This is a genomic window from Streptomyces sp. BBFR51 (genome assembly GCF_044591655.1).
Taxonomy (GTDB): Bacteria; Actinomycetota; Actinomycetes; order Streptomycetales; family Streptomycetaceae; genus Streptomyces.
This window is the reverse complement of the sequence record NZ_CP172448.1, coordinates 4,876,464-4,894,226: the sequence shown is the minus strand read 5'-3', so window position 1 is coordinate 4,894,226 and position 17,763 is coordinate 4,876,464. Positions and strand designations below refer to the sequence as shown.

The 17,763-nt window shown below is 72.0% G+C and carries 16 protein-coding genes and 1 pseudogene; 6 read left to right on the top strand and 11 right to left on the bottom strand.

Annotated features, from left to right (window positions below; all coding sequences use genetic code 11):
* Window positions 1-15 precede the first annotated feature (15 nt).
* The gene (locus tag ACGH7X_RS22415; protein ID WP_399887287.1) at window positions 16-864 is read right to left on the bottom strand and encodes a menaquinone biosynthetic enzyme MqnA/MqnD family protein; all 849 of its coding nucleotides are present in this window, start codon (window positions 862-864) and stop codon (window positions 16-18) included.
* Between the two features lie 301 nt (window positions 865-1,165).
* On the opposite strand from ACGH7X_RS22415, the gene ACGH7X_RS22410 reads away from it, so the two are divergent.
* Window positions 1,166-1,369 carry a cold-shock protein gene (locus tag ACGH7X_RS22410; protein WP_046908818.1) on the top strand — a complete coding sequence of 68 codons (204 nt, stop codon included), beginning with the start codon at window positions 1,166-1,168 and terminating at the stop codon, window positions 1,367-1,369.
* Window positions 1,370-1,469: 100 nt separating this feature from the next.
* Window positions 1,470-2,126, top strand: coding sequence for a class I SAM-dependent DNA methyltransferase (locus tag ACGH7X_RS22405; RefSeq protein ID WP_399887285.1), 657 nt, complete (start codon window positions 1,470-1,472; stop codon window positions 2,124-2,126).
* Window positions 2,127-2,154: 28 nt separating this feature from the next.
* Here the strand turns inward: ACGH7X_RS22405 and ACGH7X_RS22400 are convergent, their stop codons facing one another.
* Together ACGH7X_RS22400 and ACGH7X_RS22395 are read right to left on the bottom strand one after the other, a co-directional pair.
* Complete coding sequence (locus ACGH7X_RS22400; protein ID WP_399887283.1) at window positions 2,155-4,083, bottom strand: AMP-dependent synthetase/ligase; 1,929 nt, start codon at window positions 4,081-4,083, stop codon at window positions 2,155-2,157.
* Window positions 4,084-4,306: 223 nt separating this feature from the next.
* Window positions 4,307-5,593, bottom strand: a complete 1,287-nt coding sequence (locus ACGH7X_RS22395; protein ID WP_399887281.1) for an acetyl-CoA C-acetyltransferase — start codon at window positions 5,591-5,593, stop codon at window positions 4,307-4,309.
* Window positions 5,594-5,761: 168 nt separating this feature from the next.
* On the opposite strand from ACGH7X_RS22395, the gene ACGH7X_RS22390 reads away from it, so the two are divergent.
* Window positions 5,762-6,964, top strand: a complete 1,203-nt coding sequence (locus ACGH7X_RS22390) for a beta-1,3-glucanase family protein (protein WP_399887279.1) — start codon at window positions 5,762-5,764, stop codon at window positions 6,962-6,964.
* A gap of 97 nt (window positions 6,965-7,061) precedes the next feature.
* Here the strand turns inward: ACGH7X_RS22390 and ACGH7X_RS22385 are convergent, their stop codons facing one another.
* The 6 genes and pseudogenes from ACGH7X_RS22385 to ACGH7X_RS22360 all read right to left on the bottom strand — a co-directional run.
* Window positions 7,062-7,562, bottom strand: coding sequence for a CAP domain-containing protein (locus tag ACGH7X_RS22385; RefSeq protein WP_399887277.1), 501 nt, complete (start codon window positions 7,560-7,562; stop codon window positions 7,062-7,064).
* A gap of 12 nt (window positions 7,563-7,574) precedes the next feature.
* On the bottom strand, window positions 7,575-8,306 hold the full coding sequence (locus ACGH7X_RS22380) for a chitinase (protein ID WP_399887275.1): 732 nt from the start codon (window positions 8,304-8,306) through the stop codon (window positions 7,575-7,577).
* Between the two features lie 49 nt (window positions 8,307-8,355).
* On the bottom strand, window positions 8,356-8,772 hold the full coding sequence (locus ACGH7X_RS22375) for a hypothetical protein (RefSeq protein WP_399887274.1): 417 nt from the start codon (window positions 8,770-8,772) through the stop codon (window positions 8,356-8,358).
* 89 nt (window positions 8,773-8,861) lie between these two features.
* A complete protein-coding gene (locus tag ACGH7X_RS22370; RefSeq protein ID WP_399887272.1) occupies window positions 8,862-10,013 on the bottom strand; it encodes an ROK family protein in 1,152 nt (383 codons plus the stop codon).
* Between the two features lie 100 nt (window positions 10,014-10,113).
* Complete coding sequence (locus ACGH7X_RS22365; RefSeq protein WP_399887270.1) at window positions 10,114-11,592, bottom strand: sensor histidine kinase; 1,479 nt, start codon at window positions 11,590-11,592, stop codon at window positions 10,114-10,116.
* Window positions 11,593-11,870: 278 nt separating this feature from the next.
* Window positions 11,871-12,557, bottom strand: a pseudogene (locus ACGH7X_RS22360) (response regulator transcription factor); the annotation flags it as partial.
* A gap of 103 nt (window positions 12,558-12,660) precedes the next feature.
* Here ACGH7X_RS22360 and ACGH7X_RS22355 point away from each other — a divergent pair.
* The 3 genes from ACGH7X_RS22355 (at window position 12,661) to ACGH7X_RS22345 (ending at window position 15,637) form a co-directional block, all read left to right on the top strand.
* Window positions 12,661-13,320, top strand: coding sequence for a DUF6461 domain-containing protein (locus ACGH7X_RS22355; RefSeq protein ID WP_399887268.1), 660 nt, complete (start codon window positions 12,661-12,663; stop codon window positions 13,318-13,320).
* Between the two features lie 113 nt (window positions 13,321-13,433).
* A complete protein-coding gene (locus ACGH7X_RS22350; RefSeq protein WP_399887266.1) occupies window positions 13,434-14,744 on the top strand; it encodes a 3-oxoacyl-ACP reductase in 1,311 nt (436 codons plus the stop codon).
* Entirely contained in the window at window positions 14,744-15,637 is an 894-nt protein-coding gene (locus ACGH7X_RS22345; protein WP_399887264.1) for a MaoC family dehydratase, read from the top strand. Before ACGH7X_RS22350 ends, ACGH7X_RS22345 begins: the two co-directional genes overlap by 1 nt.
* On the opposite strand, the gene ACGH7X_RS22340 is transcribed toward ACGH7X_RS22345, so the two are convergent.
* Both ACGH7X_RS22340 and ACGH7X_RS22335 read right to left on the bottom strand, forming a co-directional pair.
* The gene (locus ACGH7X_RS22340) at window positions 15,622-16,317 is read right to left on the bottom strand and encodes a TetR/AcrR family transcriptional regulator (protein WP_399887262.1); all 696 of its coding nucleotides are present in this window, start codon (window positions 16,315-16,317) and stop codon (window positions 15,622-15,624) included. The two genes, ACGH7X_RS22345 and ACGH7X_RS22340, sit on opposite strands and share 16 nt — an antisense overlap.
* Window positions 16,318-16,388: 71 nt before the next feature.
* On the bottom strand, window positions 16,389-17,696 hold the full coding sequence (locus ACGH7X_RS22335) for a dicarboxylate/amino acid:cation symporter (protein WP_399887260.1): 1,308 nt from the start codon (window positions 17,694-17,696) through the stop codon (window positions 16,389-16,391).
* Between the last annotated feature and the right edge of the window lie 67 nt (window positions 17,697-17,763).

Here is a 17,763-nt window from a genome sequence, read left to right as displayed (position 1 = left end):
GGCACCCCCGGCGGGTCAGGGCTGGAGCAGCTCGACCTTCACGTCGGCCGGGAAGCCCGTGGTGGGGCCGACCCGGCGGGCGAACTCGGTGACCGCCTCCAGCTGCGGGGCGCCGAAGCGGAAGTCGAGGGTGGTGAAGTACTTCGCGAGGGTGTCCTCGTCGAAGGCCTCCCAGCGGGCCGCCTGCTCGGCGACCTTCTCCACCTCCTCCAGGGAGAGGTTGCGGGAGGCGAGGAAGGCCTCATGCACCTTGCGGGTGATGACCGGCTCGCGCTCCGCGTAGTCGCGCCGGGCCGCCCAGACCGCGAAGACGAACGGCAGGCCCGTCCACTCCTTCCACAGCGCGCCCAGGTCGTGCACCTCGAGGCCGTAGCGCGGGCCGTCGATCATGTTGGCCCGCAGGGCGGCGTCGCCGATGAGGACGGCCGCGTCGGCCTCCTGCATCATCAGGCTCAGGTCCGGCGGGCAGGTGTAGTAGTCCGGCTGGACGCCGTAGCGCTCCGCCAGGAGGAGCTGGGCGAGGCGTACGGAGGTGCGCGAGGTCGACCCGAGGGCGACCCGGGCACCGTCCAGCCGCTCCAGCGGGACCTGCGAGACGATCACGCACGACATCACCGGGCCGTCGCAGCCCACGGCGATGTCGGGGAAGGCGACCAGGTCGTCGGCGTTCTTGAGGAATTCGACCAGGGTCACGGGACCGATGTCGAGATCGCCCCGCACCAGCTGCTCGCTGAGCTTCTCCGGGGTGTCCTTCGTCAGCTCGAAGTCGAGGAGCGTGCCTGTTCTCGCGAGCCCCCAGTACAGGGGCAGGCAGTTCAGGAACTGGATGTGGCCGACGCGCGGCCGGGTGCGAGAATTGTCCACATCGCGAGGCTAGCCCTCCCCCGGCGGCCGCCCGCCGCCGACCCCCGGCGCCGGCGGGTGTCAGCCGAACGGCGCAGTTGTTCAAACGTCCGGGTGAAGTGATCTTGGCCTCTGTTGCGCTCGGGGGCCTGCGTGCTAGGCTCACAGCAAGTTGCAGTTTGGTTTCCCTTGCAGTACAGAGCCTGCGGAGCATGTGACCGCGGGCTCTCGTCGTTCTCAGACATATGCAGTTGTGCAGAATTCCAGTCTTCACACTTGCTGGTTCTGGAGCAGGGCAACCCTTTGGGCCCAAGGAGGGCTTATGGCTACCGGAACCGTGAAGTGGTTCAACGCCGAAAAGGGCTTTGGATTCATCGCCCAGGAAGGCGGCGGCCCCGACGTCTTCGTCCACTACTCCGCGATCAACGCGAGCGGCTTCCGCTCGCTCGAGGAGAACCAGCAGGTGAACTTCGACGTCACGCAGGGTCCCAAGGGCCCGCAGGCGGAGAATGTCACTCCTGTCTGATTGACAGCAGTACCCAAGGAGCCCCGCGCCGTCTTCGGCGACGGGGCTCCTGCCCTTTTCACCCGGCCTTGCTGTCAGTGGCTGCCGCTAGGGTCCCGCCATGACCGACGCCGCCATGACCGACCCCGCCTTCGTGACCACCACACGGACCTTCTACGACGCCGTCGCCGAGGACTACCACGTCCGCTTCCGCACCGTGCTCGACGACGCCCCGCTGGACCGGGCGCTGATGGGCGCCTTCGCCGAGCTGGTGGGGCCGGACGGGCAGGTGGCCGACCTCGGCTGCGGGCCCGGCCTGGTCACCGCGCACCTCGCCTCGCTGGGCCTGCGGGTCTTCGGCCTCGACCTGTCCTCCTCGATGCTCTCGATCGCGCGCCGCGAGAACCCGGGGCTGCGGTTCGAGCAGGGGTCCATGCTGGACCTCGACCTGCCGGACGGCGCCCTCGCGGGGGCGGTCTCCTGGTACTCGTCGATCCACACGCCGTGGGAGCGGCTGCCGGACCTCTTCGGCGAGGTGCGGCGCGTGCTGGCCCCGGGCGGGCACCTGCTGCTCGGCTTCCAGGTCGGTGACGAGCCCAACCACCACGACCGACCGTGGGGCCACCCGGTCGCCCTGGACTTCGAACGGCGGCGGCCGGAGCCGATGGCGGAGCTGCTGGAGCAGGCCGGGTTCACCGTGCTGTCCCGGACGGTGCGGACCACCGAGGAGACCACCGTCGCCCAGGTCCCCCAGGCGTTCCTCATCGCCCGCCGCTGAGCCCCCGCTGAGCCCGCCCGAGCGGGCCCTACGCCTCGTACAGCCCCTCCACCGCCCCCGCGAAGTCCCGCATGATCGCCTCGCGGCGCAGTTTCATCGAGGGCGTGAGGTGGCCGTCCCACTCGGTGAAGTCCCTGGGCAGGACGGCGAAGCGGCGGATGGACTCCGGGCGGGAGACCAGCTTGTTGGCCTCGTCGACCGCCCGCTGGAGGACCGCGTGGACCTCCTCGTCGTCGGTCAGCAGCTCCGGCGGCACCGGGTGCTTGCCGTTCATGCGGCGCCAGTGGGTGACGCCGTCGGGGTCGAGGGTGAACAGGGCGGAGACGTAGGGGCGGCGGTCGCCCAGGACGATGCACTGGGAGATCAGGGGGTGGGAGCGCAGCCAGTTCTCCAGCGGGGCCGGGGCGACGCTCTTGCCGCCCGCGGTGATCAGCAGTTCCTTCTTGCGGCCGGTGATCGTCAGGTACCCCTCGTCGTCCAGGCTGCCGATGTCGCCGGTGGCGAACCAGCCGCCGGGGGCGGCCTGGACGACGCCGCCGGCCTGCGGGTCCCAGTAGCCGTGCAGGACCTGCTCGCCGGCGACGAGGATCTCGCCGTCGGCGGCGATGCGGATGCGGGTGCCGGGCAGCGGCCAGCCGACGGTGCCCAGGCGTGGCTTGAGCGGGGGTGTGACGGTGGCCGCGGCCGTGGTCTCGGTCAGTCCGTAGCCCTCGAAGATCTCGATGCCGGCCCCGGTGTAGAAGGCGGCCAGGCGGCGGCCGAGCGGGGAGCCGCCGCAGATGGCGTACTTGACCCGGCCGCCCATGGCGTTGCGGATCTTGCGGTAGACGAGGGGATCGTAGAAGGAGCGGGCGGTCCGCAGGCCGCGGCCGGGGCCGCCGCCCGAGCCCAGCTGGCGGGCCTCCTTGGCCTCGCCGTAGCGCACCGCCACCGAGACCGCGCGGTCGAAGGCCGAGGCCCGGCCGCCGGACTCGGCCTTGGCGCGGGCGCTGTTGAAGACCTTCTCCAGCATGTACGGGATGGTCAGCAGGCAGGTCGGGCGGAAGGCCGCCAGGTCGGGCAGCAGGTCCTCGGGTTTCAGGCTCGGGGCGTGGCCGAGGCGGACCCGGGCGCGGACGCAGGCCACGGCGACCATGCGGCCGAAGACGTGGGACATCGGGAGGAAGAGCAGGATCGAGGGCTCCTCGCCGGTCTCCGCCTTGAAGACGGGGTAGAGCAGCTCGATCGCGTTGTCGACCTCGGCGAAGAAGTTGCCGTGGGTCAGCACGCAGCCCTTGGGGCGGCCGGTCGTGCCCGAGGTGTAGATCAGGGTGGCCAGCGTGCTCGGGCCGAGCATGCCGCGGCGCACCTCCACCTCCGCGTCCGGCAGTCGCGCGCCCAGCTCCGCGAGACGCTCCACGTGCCCCTTCTCCATCACCCACAGGTGCCCCAGGTCGGGGATGCGGTCCAGCTCGGGGCCGAGGGCCGCGGCCTGCGCGGTGGTCTCGGTGACCAGGGTGACGGCGCCGGAGTCCTGGAGGATCCAGCGGGTCTGGAAGAGGGAGGAGGTGGGGTAGATCGGGACGGTGACCAGGCCGGCCGCCCACGCGGCGAAGTCCAGCAGCGTCCACTCGTACGTCGTCCGCGCCATGATCGCGATGCGGTCGCCCGGCATGAGGCCCTCCGCGATCATGCCCTTGGCCACCGCCTGCACCTGCCCGGCGAACTCGGCCGCCGTCACGTCGGACCAGTCGCCGTCCGGCGAGCGGCGGCTGAGGACGACCTGGCCCGGGACCGCGGCCGCGTTGTCGAAGGGCAGGTCGGCGAGGGAGCCGCGGCGCACCGGCGGGGCGAACGGCGGTACGTAGGCCTCCCGTACGGCCCCGTCCAGCCGCCGCGTCTCGGGGGCCACCAGGGTGGGGCCGGGCGAGTCGGCATAGGCGGCGGATGCGGCGAAGGAGGGAAGCGGGGTGGACACGGGCGGCTCCTGGGACGTGCAGCAGAGACACTGCTTGTGGTGTCACTGCTCTGCTGCATGACGTACGTGCCTCGCGCGCCGAGGCGTTCATCGCCGGTCCCGCGGACATGGGTTACCGGCGGTCAGTCTCGGGATCGTACGGCGCCCGCGTGGGGAGTTGGTGCGTGTTCCGGGATGGTCCCGCGCCGGGTGTGTGCAAGCTTGGGAGTTACCTGAGGGTAAGTCACGTTCGTTCCAGTACGGCCGTGACGCCCTGGCCGCCCGCCGCGCAGACGGAGATCAGTCCGCGCCCCGGCCCTTCGCGCTCGGCGAGCAGCGTGGCCAGCGTCGCCACGATCCGGGCGCCGGTCGCGGCGAAGGGATGCCCGGTGGCGAGGGAGGAGCCGGCCACGTTCAGGCGGGCCCGGTCCACCGGGGCCAGACCGCGCTTCTCCCAGGCGGCCAGCGTGGCCAGTACCTGGGACGCGAACGCCTCGTGGATCTCGACGAGGTCGAAGTCCTCGATCCCGAGCCCGGCCCGCTCCAGCATGCGCGGGACCGCGTACGCCGGTGCCATCAGGAGCCCGTCCTCGCCGCCCGCGACATCGCCACCGACGAAGTCCACGGCCGCCGTCTCGTACGCCGTCAGGTAGGCCAGCGGCTCCAGGCCGCGGGCCTCGGCCCACTCCTCGCTCGCCAGCAGCACGGTCGCCGCGCCGTCGGTCAGGGGCGTGGAGTTGCCCGCGGTCATCGTGGGGGCGGCGCCGTCCAGGCCGAACACCGGCTTCAGGGTGGACAGTTTCTCCACCGTCGAGCCGGGGCGCAGGTTCTGGTCGCGGGCCAGGCCCCGGAAGGGGATCACCAGGTCCTGGAAGAGGCCGCGTTCGTACGCCGCCGCCAGCCGCTGGTGGCTCGTGGCGGCCAGTTCGTCCTGGGCCTCGCGGCCGATGCCCCAGGTCCGGGCGGTGACCGCGGCGTGCTCGCCCATCGAAAGGCCGGTGCGCGGCTCGGCGTTGCGCGGGATGTCGGGGACCAGGTGACCCGGGCGGATCCCGGCCAGTGCCTTCGCCCGACCGCCGAGGGACTTCGCCCGGCGGGCCTCCAGCAGGATGCGGCGCAGGCGGTCGTTGACCCCGAGCGGTGCGTCGCTCGCCGTGTCCGCGCCGCCCGCGATCGCCGACTCGGTCTGGCCGAGGGCGATCTTGTTGGCGGCGGCGATCACGGCCTGGAGTCCGGTCCCGCAGGCCTGCTGGATGTCGTAGGCGGGGGTGCGCGCGTCGAGCGCCGAGCCGAGGACCGTCTCGCGGGCCAGGTTGAAGTCGCGGCTGTGCTTGAGGACCGCACCGGCCACGAACTCGCCGACCGCGCCCGGCTCCTGGAGTCCGTGGCGCTCGACCAGGCCGTCGAGGGCGGCGGTGAGCATCTCCTGGTTGGAGGCGGTGGCGTACGGCCCGTCGGAGCGGGCGAAGGGGACGCGCGCGCCGCCGACGACCGCGACGCGGCGGGTGGACTGCGCTGCCAGGGGACTCATCTCGACCTGCTCCTCACCCGGGACATGGGACTTACCACCGGTAACCCTACTCCAGAGTAGCCCCTTGTGGCGCCTACGGGAAAAAATCCGGGACAAATCAGAGAGCGCCTTGAATTGCTGTACGTTCACCTTCGCCGTAACCCTTCACCAAATAAGGAGAATTACGGGATGACGCAGCACGATCGGACGCACGACCGGACGCACGACCGTCCGAGCGCAATAGCGCGCCGTTCACTTCTCGTGGCGGCGGGAGGGGCCGCACTGGCCGGTCCGCTTCTTTCCGCCACCGCGCCGGTGGCCCACGCCGCGGCCGGAGGGCGGCTGCCACTGACGATCGTCAACAACAGCGGGGAATTCAAGAACGCGTCGGTCCACGTGTACATCGTGGGAACCCGCAACGACCGGCAGGTCAGGGTCGACCGGTCCGGAAAGGCCGTCCCGCTCGCCCTCGCGGACAACAAGGCGGGCGGATTCACCGACTACGCGATCCCGCTCGCGGCGAAGGGGGAAACGCATCTCTCACTCCCCCGTATGTCGGGCCGCATCTACGTGTCCCTGGGCGGGAAACTGAAACTCAAGGTGGTTCGCGACGGCAACGGGCGGCCCGCGCTGCAGACCCCGGCCGGCTGGGTCGCGTCGGACCCCAACCACCCGGTGCTGCACGACTGCGCGGAGTTCACGCACAACGCCGACGGGATGTTCTGCAACACCACCATGGTCGACATGTTCAGCGTCCCGATGAGCCTTCAGCTGACCGGGCGCGGCCGGCACACCACCGGCGCGGTGCGCAAGGGAGGCAGGAAGGCCGTCTTCGCCGCCCTGCGGCGGCGCGGCGCGTTCGACCGTCTGGTGGTGAAGGACCTGCGGGCCATCGCCCCCGGACACGGTCTCGACGCCGGCCGCTTCCCGGGGAACTACTACGGCCCGTACATCGACCAGGTCTGGCGGCGCTACACGCGGCAGAACCTCACCGTCCGGACCAACGCGGGCACCTTCACCGGCCGGGTACGCGACGGAAAGCTGACCTTCCACGGTCCCGCCACGCTCACCTTCGACCGGCCCACCACCCGCGACATCCTCTTCTGCGACGGCAGCCTCGCCGCGCCCAACGACGGGCTGCGCGGCCCGGTGGCCGCGGTCCTCGGCGCCGGTTTCAACCGCTCCGTGCTCCTGCGCGCCGGCGCCCAGCCCACGACCGGCGCTGCGGCCTTCTACCGGACCCCCGTCACCAACCACTACGCGCAGGCGATCCACTCGGTGGTGAACAACGGCAAGGCGTACGGCTTCGCCTTCGACGACGTCGGCGACTTCGCCACGTACATCCAGGACAACGCGCCCCAGCGCCTGCGCCTGACGCTCACTCCCTTCTGATCCGCGACGCCCCCGTCCCCCGGACACACCACCGCCGCGTGCGGTGTGCCGATGCAGCGGCACACCGCACGCGGCGGTCGGCGTCGGAATCCGTGGGTCAGAACTTCGCGCCGAAGTCCTGGGTCCAGTACGTCCCGTAGCGCGTTCCGGGCCTCTTCACATAGCCGACGCCCAGGTGCTCGAGCGAGCAGTTGAGGATGTTGGCCCGGTGCCCCGGGGACTTCATCCAGCTCCTCACCACGGCGGCCGCGGTCTTCTGGCCGGCGGCGACGTTCTCCGCGAGCGCGTTCCAGTGGGTGTAGCCGGCGGCCTCGGCCCTGGTCGCGATCGTGCTGCCGCCCGATCCGACGTGGCCGACGAAGTCGTGCCCCGCCATGTCGGCGGAGTGCCGCTGCGCCGCCCCGGCGAGCGCCGCGTCGAACTTCAGCCTGGGGCAGCCGGCCTTGGCCCGTTCGGCGTTGGTCAGCTTGAGCACATTGGCCTTGAGCGCCTTGGGCGACGGCACGGCGGCCGAGGCCGCGGTGGCGGAGCCGGCGGACAGGGCGCTCGTCGCCGCGGCGACGGTCAGGGCCGTGGCGAGGTACCGCGATATGGGCATGTTCCCGTTCCCTCAGCAGCTCTTGTTCTTGCCGGGCGCGACGCGCAGGACCTTGGCGAACCTGTCGTACAGGGCCACCCGGTGGCGGACCTGGTCCGGCCTGCGGCCGTCGCACTCGACGGCACCGTTGATGCTGCGGACGGTCTGGCCGAAACCGGCCCCGCCGACCATGGCGCGGTGGCCGGTCATGGGGCCGGAGCCCGTCTGCCGCATCCAGAACCACAGGGCCGTCTTCCAGGCGACGACCGGGTTCTTCTGCACCAGACCGGGGTTGTGCAGCAGGTCGATGCCGAGGGCGTCACCCGCGACCTTGTAGTTGTAGTTCCAGCTCAGCTGGATCGGGCCGCGTCCGTAGTACTTGGCCTTGCCGGCCGGGCAGCCGTAGGGCTTGCTCGTGTCGCAGTAGTGGTCGTAGTTGGACTTGTCCTGCTCGACGATGTGCTTCAGCCCACCGGTCTCGTGGGAGACGTTGGCGAGGAAGGCGGCGGCCTCGCGGTTCCTGACGGCGGCGCTGCCGGTGTGGGCGAAGGCCGGGAACGCCTTCATCGCCTTCGTCAGCGAGGCATAGGTGTAGAACGTGTTGTGCTGCGGGAACATCCGGTTGAACTCGGCCTTGCCGACCACGAATCCGGCCTGTGCGGTCGGGGAGGCCGGGGCGGCCGACGCCGTGGTGGCCAGCGGTCCGGCCAGGGTCGAGAGCGTCAGGGCTGCGAGCAGCCCGGTGAGTATGCGGGGCTTGGCCATCGATCGAACTCCTTTGTCGTCTGATCCGTTACCGGTGTCGTCTGATCCGTTACCGGACGAACTTCCACTTGACGCCCTTGATGACGCCCTTGGAGGGAGCGGCCAGCTTCGCGAAAGCGAGCCGTCCGAGGTCGAGTTGGTTGGGTCCGCAGCCGCCGCACTTGTCCATGACCGGCACGATGACGGAATGTCCCTTGTAGGTCACGACCACGTTGAGACGGCACAGCGGGTCCTTGGTCGAATTGGCGGTCGTCCACCATTTCCGGGGTACGGCGACGATCGACTGGGTCGACGCGTCGACCCACTTGCCGCAGGCGCCGATACCACTGCTCGTGTAGAAGGTGGCTTTCCCCTTCCGCACCTTTCCGATGGGCACCGCGGAGGCCGGACTCGCCTGCGCGACACCCAGAAGGGCGGCGGCCAGGCCGATGCTGACGACACCACTGACACGGCGATTGATGAGCATGGTGAGTTGGTCCCTTCTGAGGGCGGGTGGAATGAACACACCCGGACATCGCGAGTTTAGAAAGCCGTCAATTCTGCCGTCGAGGACCGTCAATATTCCGGGGCCGGATTAAATGCCCCGCGGGCGGATTTAATCGAGGCGGTGTCGGCGGGCCGCCGCAGCAGGAGGACGGCGCCGAGGGCGGCGGCGAAGTCGCCCAGTTCGGCGCGGCGGACGAGCAACGGCGGCCGCGAACCCCACCGCACGACGTTCGCCCACAGTTCTCGCCGCACCGCTTCCATGAGTGCCGGTGCGGCGGTGACGAGTTCACCTCCCACGACGACGGCACCGGGTCCGAGCGCGTTCGCCAGGCCGGCCAGCACTCGGCCCGCGTACGTGCCCGCCCGCCGTACCGCCGCGTGGGCGGCCGGTTCACCGGCGCACAGCGCGGCCGCCAGGTCCCGTACGCCGGCCGTGGCCCGGTACGCGTTCAGTACGGCCGTGGTGGAGGCCACCGTCTGCAGACATCCCCGGCCGCCGCAGGCGCAGGGCGTGCCCGCGGGCTCCACGCCGATGTGCCCGAACTCCCCCGACCGGCCGTGCGCGCCGTGGTGCAGCGCGCCTGCGCTCACCAGCGCGCCGCCGACCCGGTCGGACAGTTGCAGGTAGAGCACGTCCCGCTGCCCCTTGGCGGCGCCCCACACCGTCTCGGCCAGCGCGGCGAGCCGCGGGGCGCCGTCCAGCCGTACCCGGGTGCCGAAGCCGCGGCCGATCAGCGCCGCCAGGGCCCGCCGGTCGACCTGGGCGGACGCATCGGCGGCCGGGTCCGTCACCGCGACCCCGACCCCGTTGAGCACGTCAAACCGCGGCCGCCCGCCGGTCAGGGTGCCCGCCAGTCGTCGTGCGAGGGCGACACGCTCCGGCCAGGGGGCGTCGGGGCGGCACGGCTCACTGGCGGTGCCGATGTCGTCGTGCAGCACGGCCATCGCGGCCACGCGCACGACCCGCCGGCCGAAGTCGATGCCAAGGCTGCGCCCGGCATCGGGGTTCAGCGCCAACTGCTCCGCCGGGCGCCCGCGTCCGCGCGGGACGGTGTCCGGCACCGTGGCGACCACCAGCCCGTGGTCCACGAGCCTGCTGACGACCTCGTACAGCGTGGTGCGGGACAGTCCGCACAGCTCCGCCAGCTCGCCCCTGGTCAGGGGGCCCGACTGGCGCAACGACCGCAGTACCTGGTCCGAGTGCGTTCGCACATCCGGCACTTCCGGCATCCCTCCCCGTAGCAGTCCGTGCCTGCTGTGGGGAGGAACGTAGGGACCGACCTTGTGAAATCTTTGTGACTCCTGCGGCGTGCCCGCCCGGTCAGTCGGCGGCGGTCAGCCAGTCGCGGCGGAGCAGCGGCAGGGTGTGCGTGACGTCCTGGACGCCGGTGACCGGCAGACGCACCTCGAAGCGCGCTCCGGGTGTCCCGTCCGGACGGTCGCTCACCACGATCCGGCCCTGGTGCAGGGCGATCTGCTGGGCGACCAGGGTGAGACCGAGGCCGGAGCCGGGGCTGTCGCCGCTGCGGTAAAAGCGCCGGAATATCGCCTCGCGCAGGGCCGGTGGGACACCGGGTCCGTGGTCGTCGACGGTGAGGACGGCCACCGGCGCGCCGGCCTCCTGGACGGTCCGCAGGGTCACCTCCACCCGGACGTCACCCGTCTTCGTACGGCCGTGGGTCCAGGCATTGACCAGCAGGTTGTCCACGGCCGAGCGCAGCCCCTCGTGCCAGGCGTGGACCAGCGGACCCCCGGCGACCCGCACCGTCAACCGCGCGTCGGGACGGGACCGGCGCAGGTCCGCCGCGCAGGCGCGGACGAGTTCGCCCAGGTCGAGCGAGGTGAAGGCGTCGGCCTCGACCAGGTCGCCCTGGGCCAGCGTGCGCAGCATCCCCAGCAGTCCGAGCAGCCGGGCCTGCTCGCGCGCCAGGTCGGCGAGGACCTCCTCCCGGTCGGCCGCGTCCAGATCCGGATACTCGGTGAGGACGTCGAGGTTGGTGCGCATGCTCGTCAGGGGGTTGCGCATCTCGTGGGAGGCCGCCGCGGCGAAGGACCGGGCGGTCTCCAGCGCCTCCTTGGCGCGCGCCGCCTGCTCGTCGTACCGGGCCAGTACGGTCCTCAGCGTGCCGGCGAGGTCGTCCACCTCGGTGACCCCGCTCGGGGTGTGCTCCAGGCGGAGCACGGTGATGCGGGGGTCGAGTCCGTTCGCGCGGTGCTGGAGGCGGCGCAGCGGCAGGGTGGCGCGGCTCGCGATGAGCCAGGCGATCGCCCCGGTGACGGGGGCGGACAGCAGGGCGACCATCAGGATCCGCTGCCGCACCCGCGACAGCTGCGCCCGGTAGGCGGTGTCCGGGGAGAACATCCACAGGTTGGGCCGGTCCGGGGGTGTGCCGTTCGGCGGGGTGATCCGGCGGGACATGACGAGCCACTTCGTGCCGCCCGCGTCCGCGCCGTCCAGGACGACGGGCTGCTTGGCCTCGGCCGGCAGTGACAGCGCCGGGTCGTGCCGCGGACCGGCCGCCACGACACCCTTCGGCCCCGTCAGCCGGAAGCCGACGTCCGGCGACGAGACGACCAGCCGGCGCCGGGCGTTCCTGGCGGCGACGGGGTGGCCGGCCTCGACGGCCTGCAGATAGGCCTGGGCGTTGTGCGTGAGGGTGGTGGCACGGGAAAGGAGCTGTCTCTCCTGCTCCGCGCGCAGGTCGCCGGTGAACCAGGCCAGCAGCAGGTAGTTGGTGGCGAGGGCCAGCACGGGCACGATCAGGGCGGCGGACAGGGCGATGCGGGTGGAGAGCCTCACGGAGCGGTCCCGGCCTCTCGGGCGGTCCCGGCCTCTCGGGCGGTCCCGGCCTCTCGGGCGGTCCCGGCCTCTCGGGCGGTCCCGGCCTCTCGGGCGGTCCCGGGCTCCCGGGCGGTCCCGGCCTCCCGGGCGGTCCCGGCCTCCCGGGCGGTCCCGGCCTCTCGGGCGGTCCCGGGCTCCCGGGCGGTCCCGGCCTCTCGGGCGGTCCCGGCCTCTCGGGCGGTCCCGGCCTCTCGGGCGGTCCCGGGCTCCCGGGCGGTCCCGGCCTCTCGGGCGCTCTCGTCCACGCGCAGCACGAACCCGAGGCCGCGCACGGTGTGCAGGATGCGGGGGCGTCCGTGGGCCTCCGTCTTGCGCCGCAGATAGCTGACGAACGTGTCCACCGCGTCGGTGCGGACGTCGGCGTCGTACCCCCAGACCTGCTCCAGCAACCGGCCACGGGTCAGGACGATGCCCGCGTTGCGGGCCAGCATCTCCAGCAGGTGGAACTCGCGGGGCGTCAGGCGCAGTGGCCGTCCGTCCAGTGACGCCTGGCGGGCGGACGGTTCCAGGACCAGGCCGCCGGCCTGGACGCGGTCCGTGGCGGCCGGAGGGCGTCTGCGCAGCAGGGCGTGCAGCCGCAGCTTGAGTTCCTGCAGTGCGAACGGCTTGACCAGGTAGTCGTCGCCGCCGGCCTCTAACCCGGCGATCCTGTCGGCCACTTCGTCCAGCCCGGAGAGCATGAGCACCGGCACGTCGTCCCCGCTCTCGCGCAGGGCCCGGCACACCTCGATGCCGCTGAGCCCCGGCATGCAGACGTCGAGGACGACGATGTCCGGCGGCTGTCCGCGCAACGCCTCCAGCGCGGCGTTTCCGTCCTCGGCGAGTGCGACCTCGAAACCCCCCAGCCGCAGCCCTCGTGCCAGCGAACGCCGTGTGCTCACGTCGTCGTCGGCCACGAGAACCCGTCCGGCCCTGCCGGCCATGCGGTACTCCCCCTCAATGGTCCCAACGGTCGTCCCCCGGCGCGATGTTACGCGGGGCCGGGGGTCAGCCATCGGCGGCTCTGCCGGATGGCAGGATGCCGGCATGACCGACAAACCCACCGCCGCCGACTACCTGTGGATCACCGAGCAGTACGAGGACTGGATGGAGGCGTACTGCGTCACCTACGTCCAGGGGATCGCGCCCGGGGAACTCCTGCGGACCCTGGGCGCCGACCTGACGGAGCGGATCACCGGTGTGAGCCGGCTGCCGGAGCTGACGGCGGCCCACATCGAGGAGGACGAGCGGTTCTTCGTCGGGGCCACCTCGCTCGGCGACTGGTCCGTGATGGTGGAGTACAACGGCTTCCTCGGGGCCACCGACGAGGCCCTGCAGCCCCTTTCCGCGGGCCGCACGGTGGTGTCGCACTACCGCAACGCCAACGCGCTGCACCGCTTCTGCTGGTTCGCCGACGGCACGCTCCGGCTGGACTTCGACGCGCTCTTCGCCGACTCCCGCGAGGGCGGTGACCCGGACGGACTCCTCGCCGACATGGCGGAATGCGGCTTCGACCTCACCGGCGAGAACGACGACGACACGCACGGCTGGGGGTACTCCACCGTCAACGCCTCGTTCGCCCTCGCCGAGCGCCTCACGGGCATCCGCGTGACCCCCCGGCTGCTCACCTCCGCGACGTACGTGTGCGGTCTCAGCGCGAACCCCTGGGAGGGGAGCGGGGCGCCGTGGGGTGCGGTCCGGACGTAGTCGGCAGTGCCCGCACGACACAGGACGACACAGGCTTACCTCCGGTAACCTTACTCTGGAGTAAGCACTCGTGATCACGTGTGGGCACGACAGACGCGTTGGGGAGACAGGACATGGCCGACCGCTATCTCAGCTTCACCGGTACCGCACCCGGCCGATTCCTCACCCGCAGGCTGGGGCTGCCGCAGCCCGCCGCGCTGGAACGCGGCTCGCTCACCGGCGGCCTGCTGCACCTCGCGGCCGGCAAGACGGACCTCGACCTCGCGCCGGTCCTGGCCCGCACGGGCCTCGCCCGGGACGAGGACGGCCGCCCCGCCGCCGTCGTCCTCGACGCCACCGGGGTGCGGGACGTCGACTCCCTCGCCGAGGTGCACGCCGCGCTGCACCCCGTCGTACGGTCCGTCGCCGCGAGCGGCCGCGTGGTGGTGCTCGGCGCCCCGCTCGACCCGGCCGACCACCACCAGGCCGCCGCCCAGCAGGCGTTGGAGGGGTTCACCCGCTCCCTCGGCAAGGAGATCGGACGGGGCAGGACGGTCAACCTCGTCCGCCTCACCACCGCGTCCGCCGCGTCCGCCGCGTCCGCCGCCGAGTCCACCCTCCGCTTCCTCCTCTCCCCCGCCTCCGCCTACGTCAGCGGCCAGGTGATCGAGGTCGCGGCGACGGCCGAGAGTGCCGCCCCCGACGACTGGGACCTGCCCCTCGCCGGGCGTACCGCCCTGGTCACCGGCGCCGCCCGGGGCATCGGCGCGGCGGTCGCCGAGACGCTGGCCGGGCAGGGCGCCCAGGTCGTCGTCCTCGACGTGCCGCAGGCCGAGCAGGAGGCACGCAAGGCCGCCGAACGCCTCGGCGGCACCGCCCTCGCCCTCGACATCACGGCCGCCGACGCGGGCGAACGCATCGCCGCCGCCCTGCCGGGCGGACTCGACGTACTGATCCACAACGCCGGCGTCACCCGCGACCGGCGCCTGGTCAACATGCCCGCCGACCGGTGGAGTTCCGTGCTCGACGTCAACCTCGCGAGTGTCCTGCGCACCACGGACGCGCTGCTCGCGGCCGGTGCGGTCAACCGTGGCGGCCGGATCGTGGCGACCGCCTCCATCGCCGGGCTCGCGGGCAACGCGGGCCAGACCAACTACGGCGCGAGCAAGGCGGGGATCGTCGGACTCGTCCGCTCCCTCGCGCCGCGCGCGCTCGCCGAACACGGGGTGACGGTGAACGCGGTGGCGCCCGGGTTCATCGAGACGAAGATGACGGCGGCGGTCCCGCTCCTCATCCGCGAGGCCGGCCGCCGCATGAACTCCCTTGCCCAGGGCGGCCTGCCCGTCGACGTCGCCGAGACCACCGCCTGGCTCGCCCACCCGGCCTCCGGCGCGGTCAACGGCCAGGTCGTACGGGTCTGCGGCCAGAGCCTGCTGGGGGCCTGATGACCACCGCGGCCCCGACGACCAGCACCCTCACCGGCGTCCCCGCCCTCGCGCCGCTCCTCGCCCGCGGCGCCCTGCTGTCGCCCCTCAAGCGGCCCCGCCCGGACGCGGACTTCCCCCGCACCCGGCTGGTCCTGCCCGGCCTGCGTGTGGACCTCGCGCGGCTGGCGGCGTACGAGCGGGTCTGCGGCTTCCCGACCGGCGCGGACGCGCTACCGGTGACGTATCCGCACGTGCTGGGCTTCCCGATGGCCATGCGCCTGATGAGCGGCCGGGACTTCCCGCTGCCCCTGCTCGGGCTGGTCCACACGTCGATCGGCATCACCCGGCGCACCGCCGTGCCCGCGACCGCCGAGTACGAACTCACCACGTACGTCGAGGGGCTGGCCCCCCACTGGCGCGGCACCGAGGCGTCGGTGGTGACGGAGCTGCGCTCGGGAACGGACCTCGTGTGGGAGTCCCGCAGCACCTACCTGGCCCGGCACCGCACCAGCACCAGCACCCGGCACCCCGTCAAGGAGGCCCCCGGAACCCCCGAGCCGCTCACCGCCCGCGCCGAGTGGCGCCTCGCCGGTGACGTCGGGCGGCGCTACGGCTCGGCGTCCGGGGACCGCAACCCGATCCACCTGCACCCGCTCACCGCCCGCCTGTTCGGCTTCCCCCGGGCCATCGCGCACGGCATGTGGACCGTCGCCCGGTGTCTGGCCGAGCACGGGACACCGGACGCGGCCGTGGTGCGGGCGGACTTCCGGGCACCGGTGCTGCTGCCGGGGACGGTGACGTACGGGGCCGAGTACGGCGCGGGGGGCGAGGTCGGCCGGTTCGAGCTGCGCGGCGACGAGGGGCGGCGGCTGCACCTGTCCGGCGAGGTCGGGCCCTACCCCGCGACCTGAGCCATCGGCTCGGGCTCCGCCTCGGGCCTCACCTCGGGCTCCTCCGGCGGGGACCAGGGCCGCCCCGCCATCAGGTCGCCGAGGCCGGCCCACGCGAAGTTCATCAGGGTCGCCGCCGCCTGCTTCGCGGTGACGCCCTCGGTGGCGCCCGCCCAGTCGGCGAGCGACTCGGCGGCGCCGACCAGTGCCTCGGCAAGACCGGCGACCTCGCCCTCGGGCAGGTGCGGGTCCCGGTGCGCGTCCCGCGCGGCGGCGGCGATCAGCTGCGTCACGAACGCGACGATGTCCTCGCGCATGACCGCGACCTCGGCCGCGAACCGCTCGCCGTGCGTACGGGCGTGCACGTGCAGCACCCGCCAGGCGTCCGGGTGGTGCGCGGTGTGGGTGAAGAACCCCCGCAGTCCCGACCAGAGTTGCCCGTCGGCGGGCAGCCCCGGACGCACACCGGCCCGCACCGCCTCGGTGAGGGCGCGGGCCTCGCGGCGTACGCAGGCGCTGAAGAGGTCGTCCTTCGAGTTCAGGTAGAGGTACACCAGCGGCTTGGACACGCCCGCCAGTTCGGCGATCTCGTCCATCGACGCCGCCATGTACCCGCGCTGCCCGAAGACGCTCACTGCGGCGTCCAGCATCTGCTGCTCACGGACCGCACGCGGCATCCGCTTGGTCTTCCCTGCACCCATGCGAATCAGCGTACGGTCCGTGCGGCGGTGATCAGGGCGTCAGCGCGACGCCGACACCCCGATCACGACGGTCAGGCGGCGACCGGAACCGGCTCGGACTCCTGCTTCTCCCGCTCGGGCTCGTCGATCGGCGAGGCGTGCGCCTCGTCGTAGGCCTTGCGGTCGAGGATGCCCTCGCGGGCCGAGACGATCACGGGGATCAGCGCCTGACCTGCGACGTTGGTCGCCGTCCGCATCATGTCCAGGATCGGGTCGATGGCGAGGAGGAGGCCGACGCCCTCCATGGGCAGGCCCAGGGTGGACAGGGTCAGGGTGAGCATGACCGTGGCGCCGGTGAGGCCGGCCGTGGCGGCGGAGCCGACCACCGAGACGAAGGCGATCAGCAGGTAGTCGCCGACACCGAGCTGGATGTCGAAGATCTGCGCGACGAAGATCGCGGCGATGGCCGGGTAGATCGCGGCGCAGCCGTCCATCTTGGTCGTCGCGCCGAACGGCACGGCGAAGGACGCGTACTCCTTCGGGACGCCGAGGCGCTCGGTGACCTTCTGGGTCAGCGGCATGGTGCCGACGGAGGAGCGGGAGACGAAGGCCAGCTGGATGGCGGGCCAGGCGCCCTTGAAGAACTGGAGCGGACTGGCCTTGGCGACGGTGGCGAGCAGCACCGGGTAGACCACGAACATCACGATGGCGCAGCCGACGTAGATGTCGGCGGTGAAGGTGGCGTACTTGCCGATGAGGTCCCAGCCGTAGGTGGCGATGGCGTTGCCGATGAGGCCGACCGTGCCGAGCGGGGCGAGGCGGATGACCCACCACAGGGCCTTCTGGAGGAGTTCGAGGATCGACTCGCTCAGGTTGAGGATCGGCTGGGCCTTCTCGCCGAGCTGGAGGGCGGCGATGCCGGCGACGGCGGCCATGAAGACGATCTGGAGGACGTTCAGCTCGGTGAACGGCGTGATGACGTCGGTCGGCACGATGCCGGTCAGGAAGTCGATCCAGGAACCGGTGTGTTCGGGCTTCGCGCCGTCGGCCGGGGTGAGGCCGGTGCCGGAGCCGGGGTTGGTGACGAGGCCGATGACGAGGCCGATGGCCACCGCGATCAGCGACGTGATCATGAACCAGAGGAGGGTGCGGGACGCCAGGCGGGCCGCGTTGTTGACCTTCCGCAGGTTGGTGATCGAGACGAGGATCGCGAAGAAGACGAGCGGTGCGACGGCCAGCTTCAGCAGGCCGATGAAGGTGTCACCGACCTTCTCCAGGGTGGTGACCAGCCAGGATATGTCCTGGTTGCGGGCCAGCCAGCCCAGCAGGACGCCGAGGACGAGGCCGGCGAGTATCTGGGCCCAGAAGGGCACCTTGAAGTACTTCGTGACGGAGGACACCGAAGACGGTGAAGGGGCTGAAGACACGGACAGGCTCCGGAGGGGGACGGGACGCGGAAAGGGATGC

Excerpts from the sequence above, each read along its gene's own strand:
- ACGH7X_RS22340 (WP_399887262.1), bottom strand. The coding sequence starts at position 16,317 with ATGGGTGCAGGGAAGACCAAGCGGATGCCGCGTGCGGTCCGTGAGCAG.
- ACGH7X_RS22345 (WP_399887264.1), top strand. The coding sequence starts at position 14,744 with ATGACCACCGCGGCCCCGACGACCAGCACCCTCACCGGCGTCCCCGCC.
- ACGH7X_RS22380 (WP_399887275.1), bottom strand. The coding sequence starts at position 8,306 with ATGGCCAAGCCCCGCATACTCACCGGGCTGCTCGCAGCCCTGACGCTC.
- ACGH7X_RS22350 (WP_399887266.1), top strand. The coding sequence starts at position 13,434 with ATGGCCGACCGCTATCTCAGCTTCACCGGTACCGCACCCGGCCGATTC.
- ACGH7X_RS22405 (WP_399887285.1), top strand. The coding sequence starts at position 1,470 with ATGACCGACGCCGCCATGACCGACCCCGCCTTCGTGACCACCACACGG.
- ACGH7X_RS22395 (WP_399887281.1), bottom strand. The coding sequence starts at position 5,593 with ATGAGTCCCCTGGCAGCGCAGTCCACCCGCCGCGTCGCGGTCGTCGGC.
- ACGH7X_RS22410 (WP_046908818.1), top strand. The coding sequence starts at position 1,166 with ATGGCTACCGGAACCGTGAAGTGGTTCAACGCCGAAAAGGGCTTTGGA.
- ACGH7X_RS22355 (WP_399887268.1), top strand. The coding sequence starts at position 12,661 with ATGACCGACAAACCCACCGCCGCCGACTACCTGTGGATCACCGAGCAG.
- ACGH7X_RS22375 (WP_399887274.1), bottom strand. The coding sequence starts at position 8,772 with ATGCTCATCAATCGCCGTGTCAGTGGTGTCGTCAGCATCGGCCTGGCC.
- ACGH7X_RS22385 (WP_399887277.1), bottom strand. The coding sequence starts at position 7,562 with ATGCCCATATCGCGGTACCTCGCCACGGCCCTGACCGTCGCCGCGGCG.
- ACGH7X_RS22390 (WP_399887279.1), top strand. The coding sequence starts at position 5,762 with ATGACGCAGCACGATCGGACGCACGACCGGACGCACGACCGTCCGAGC.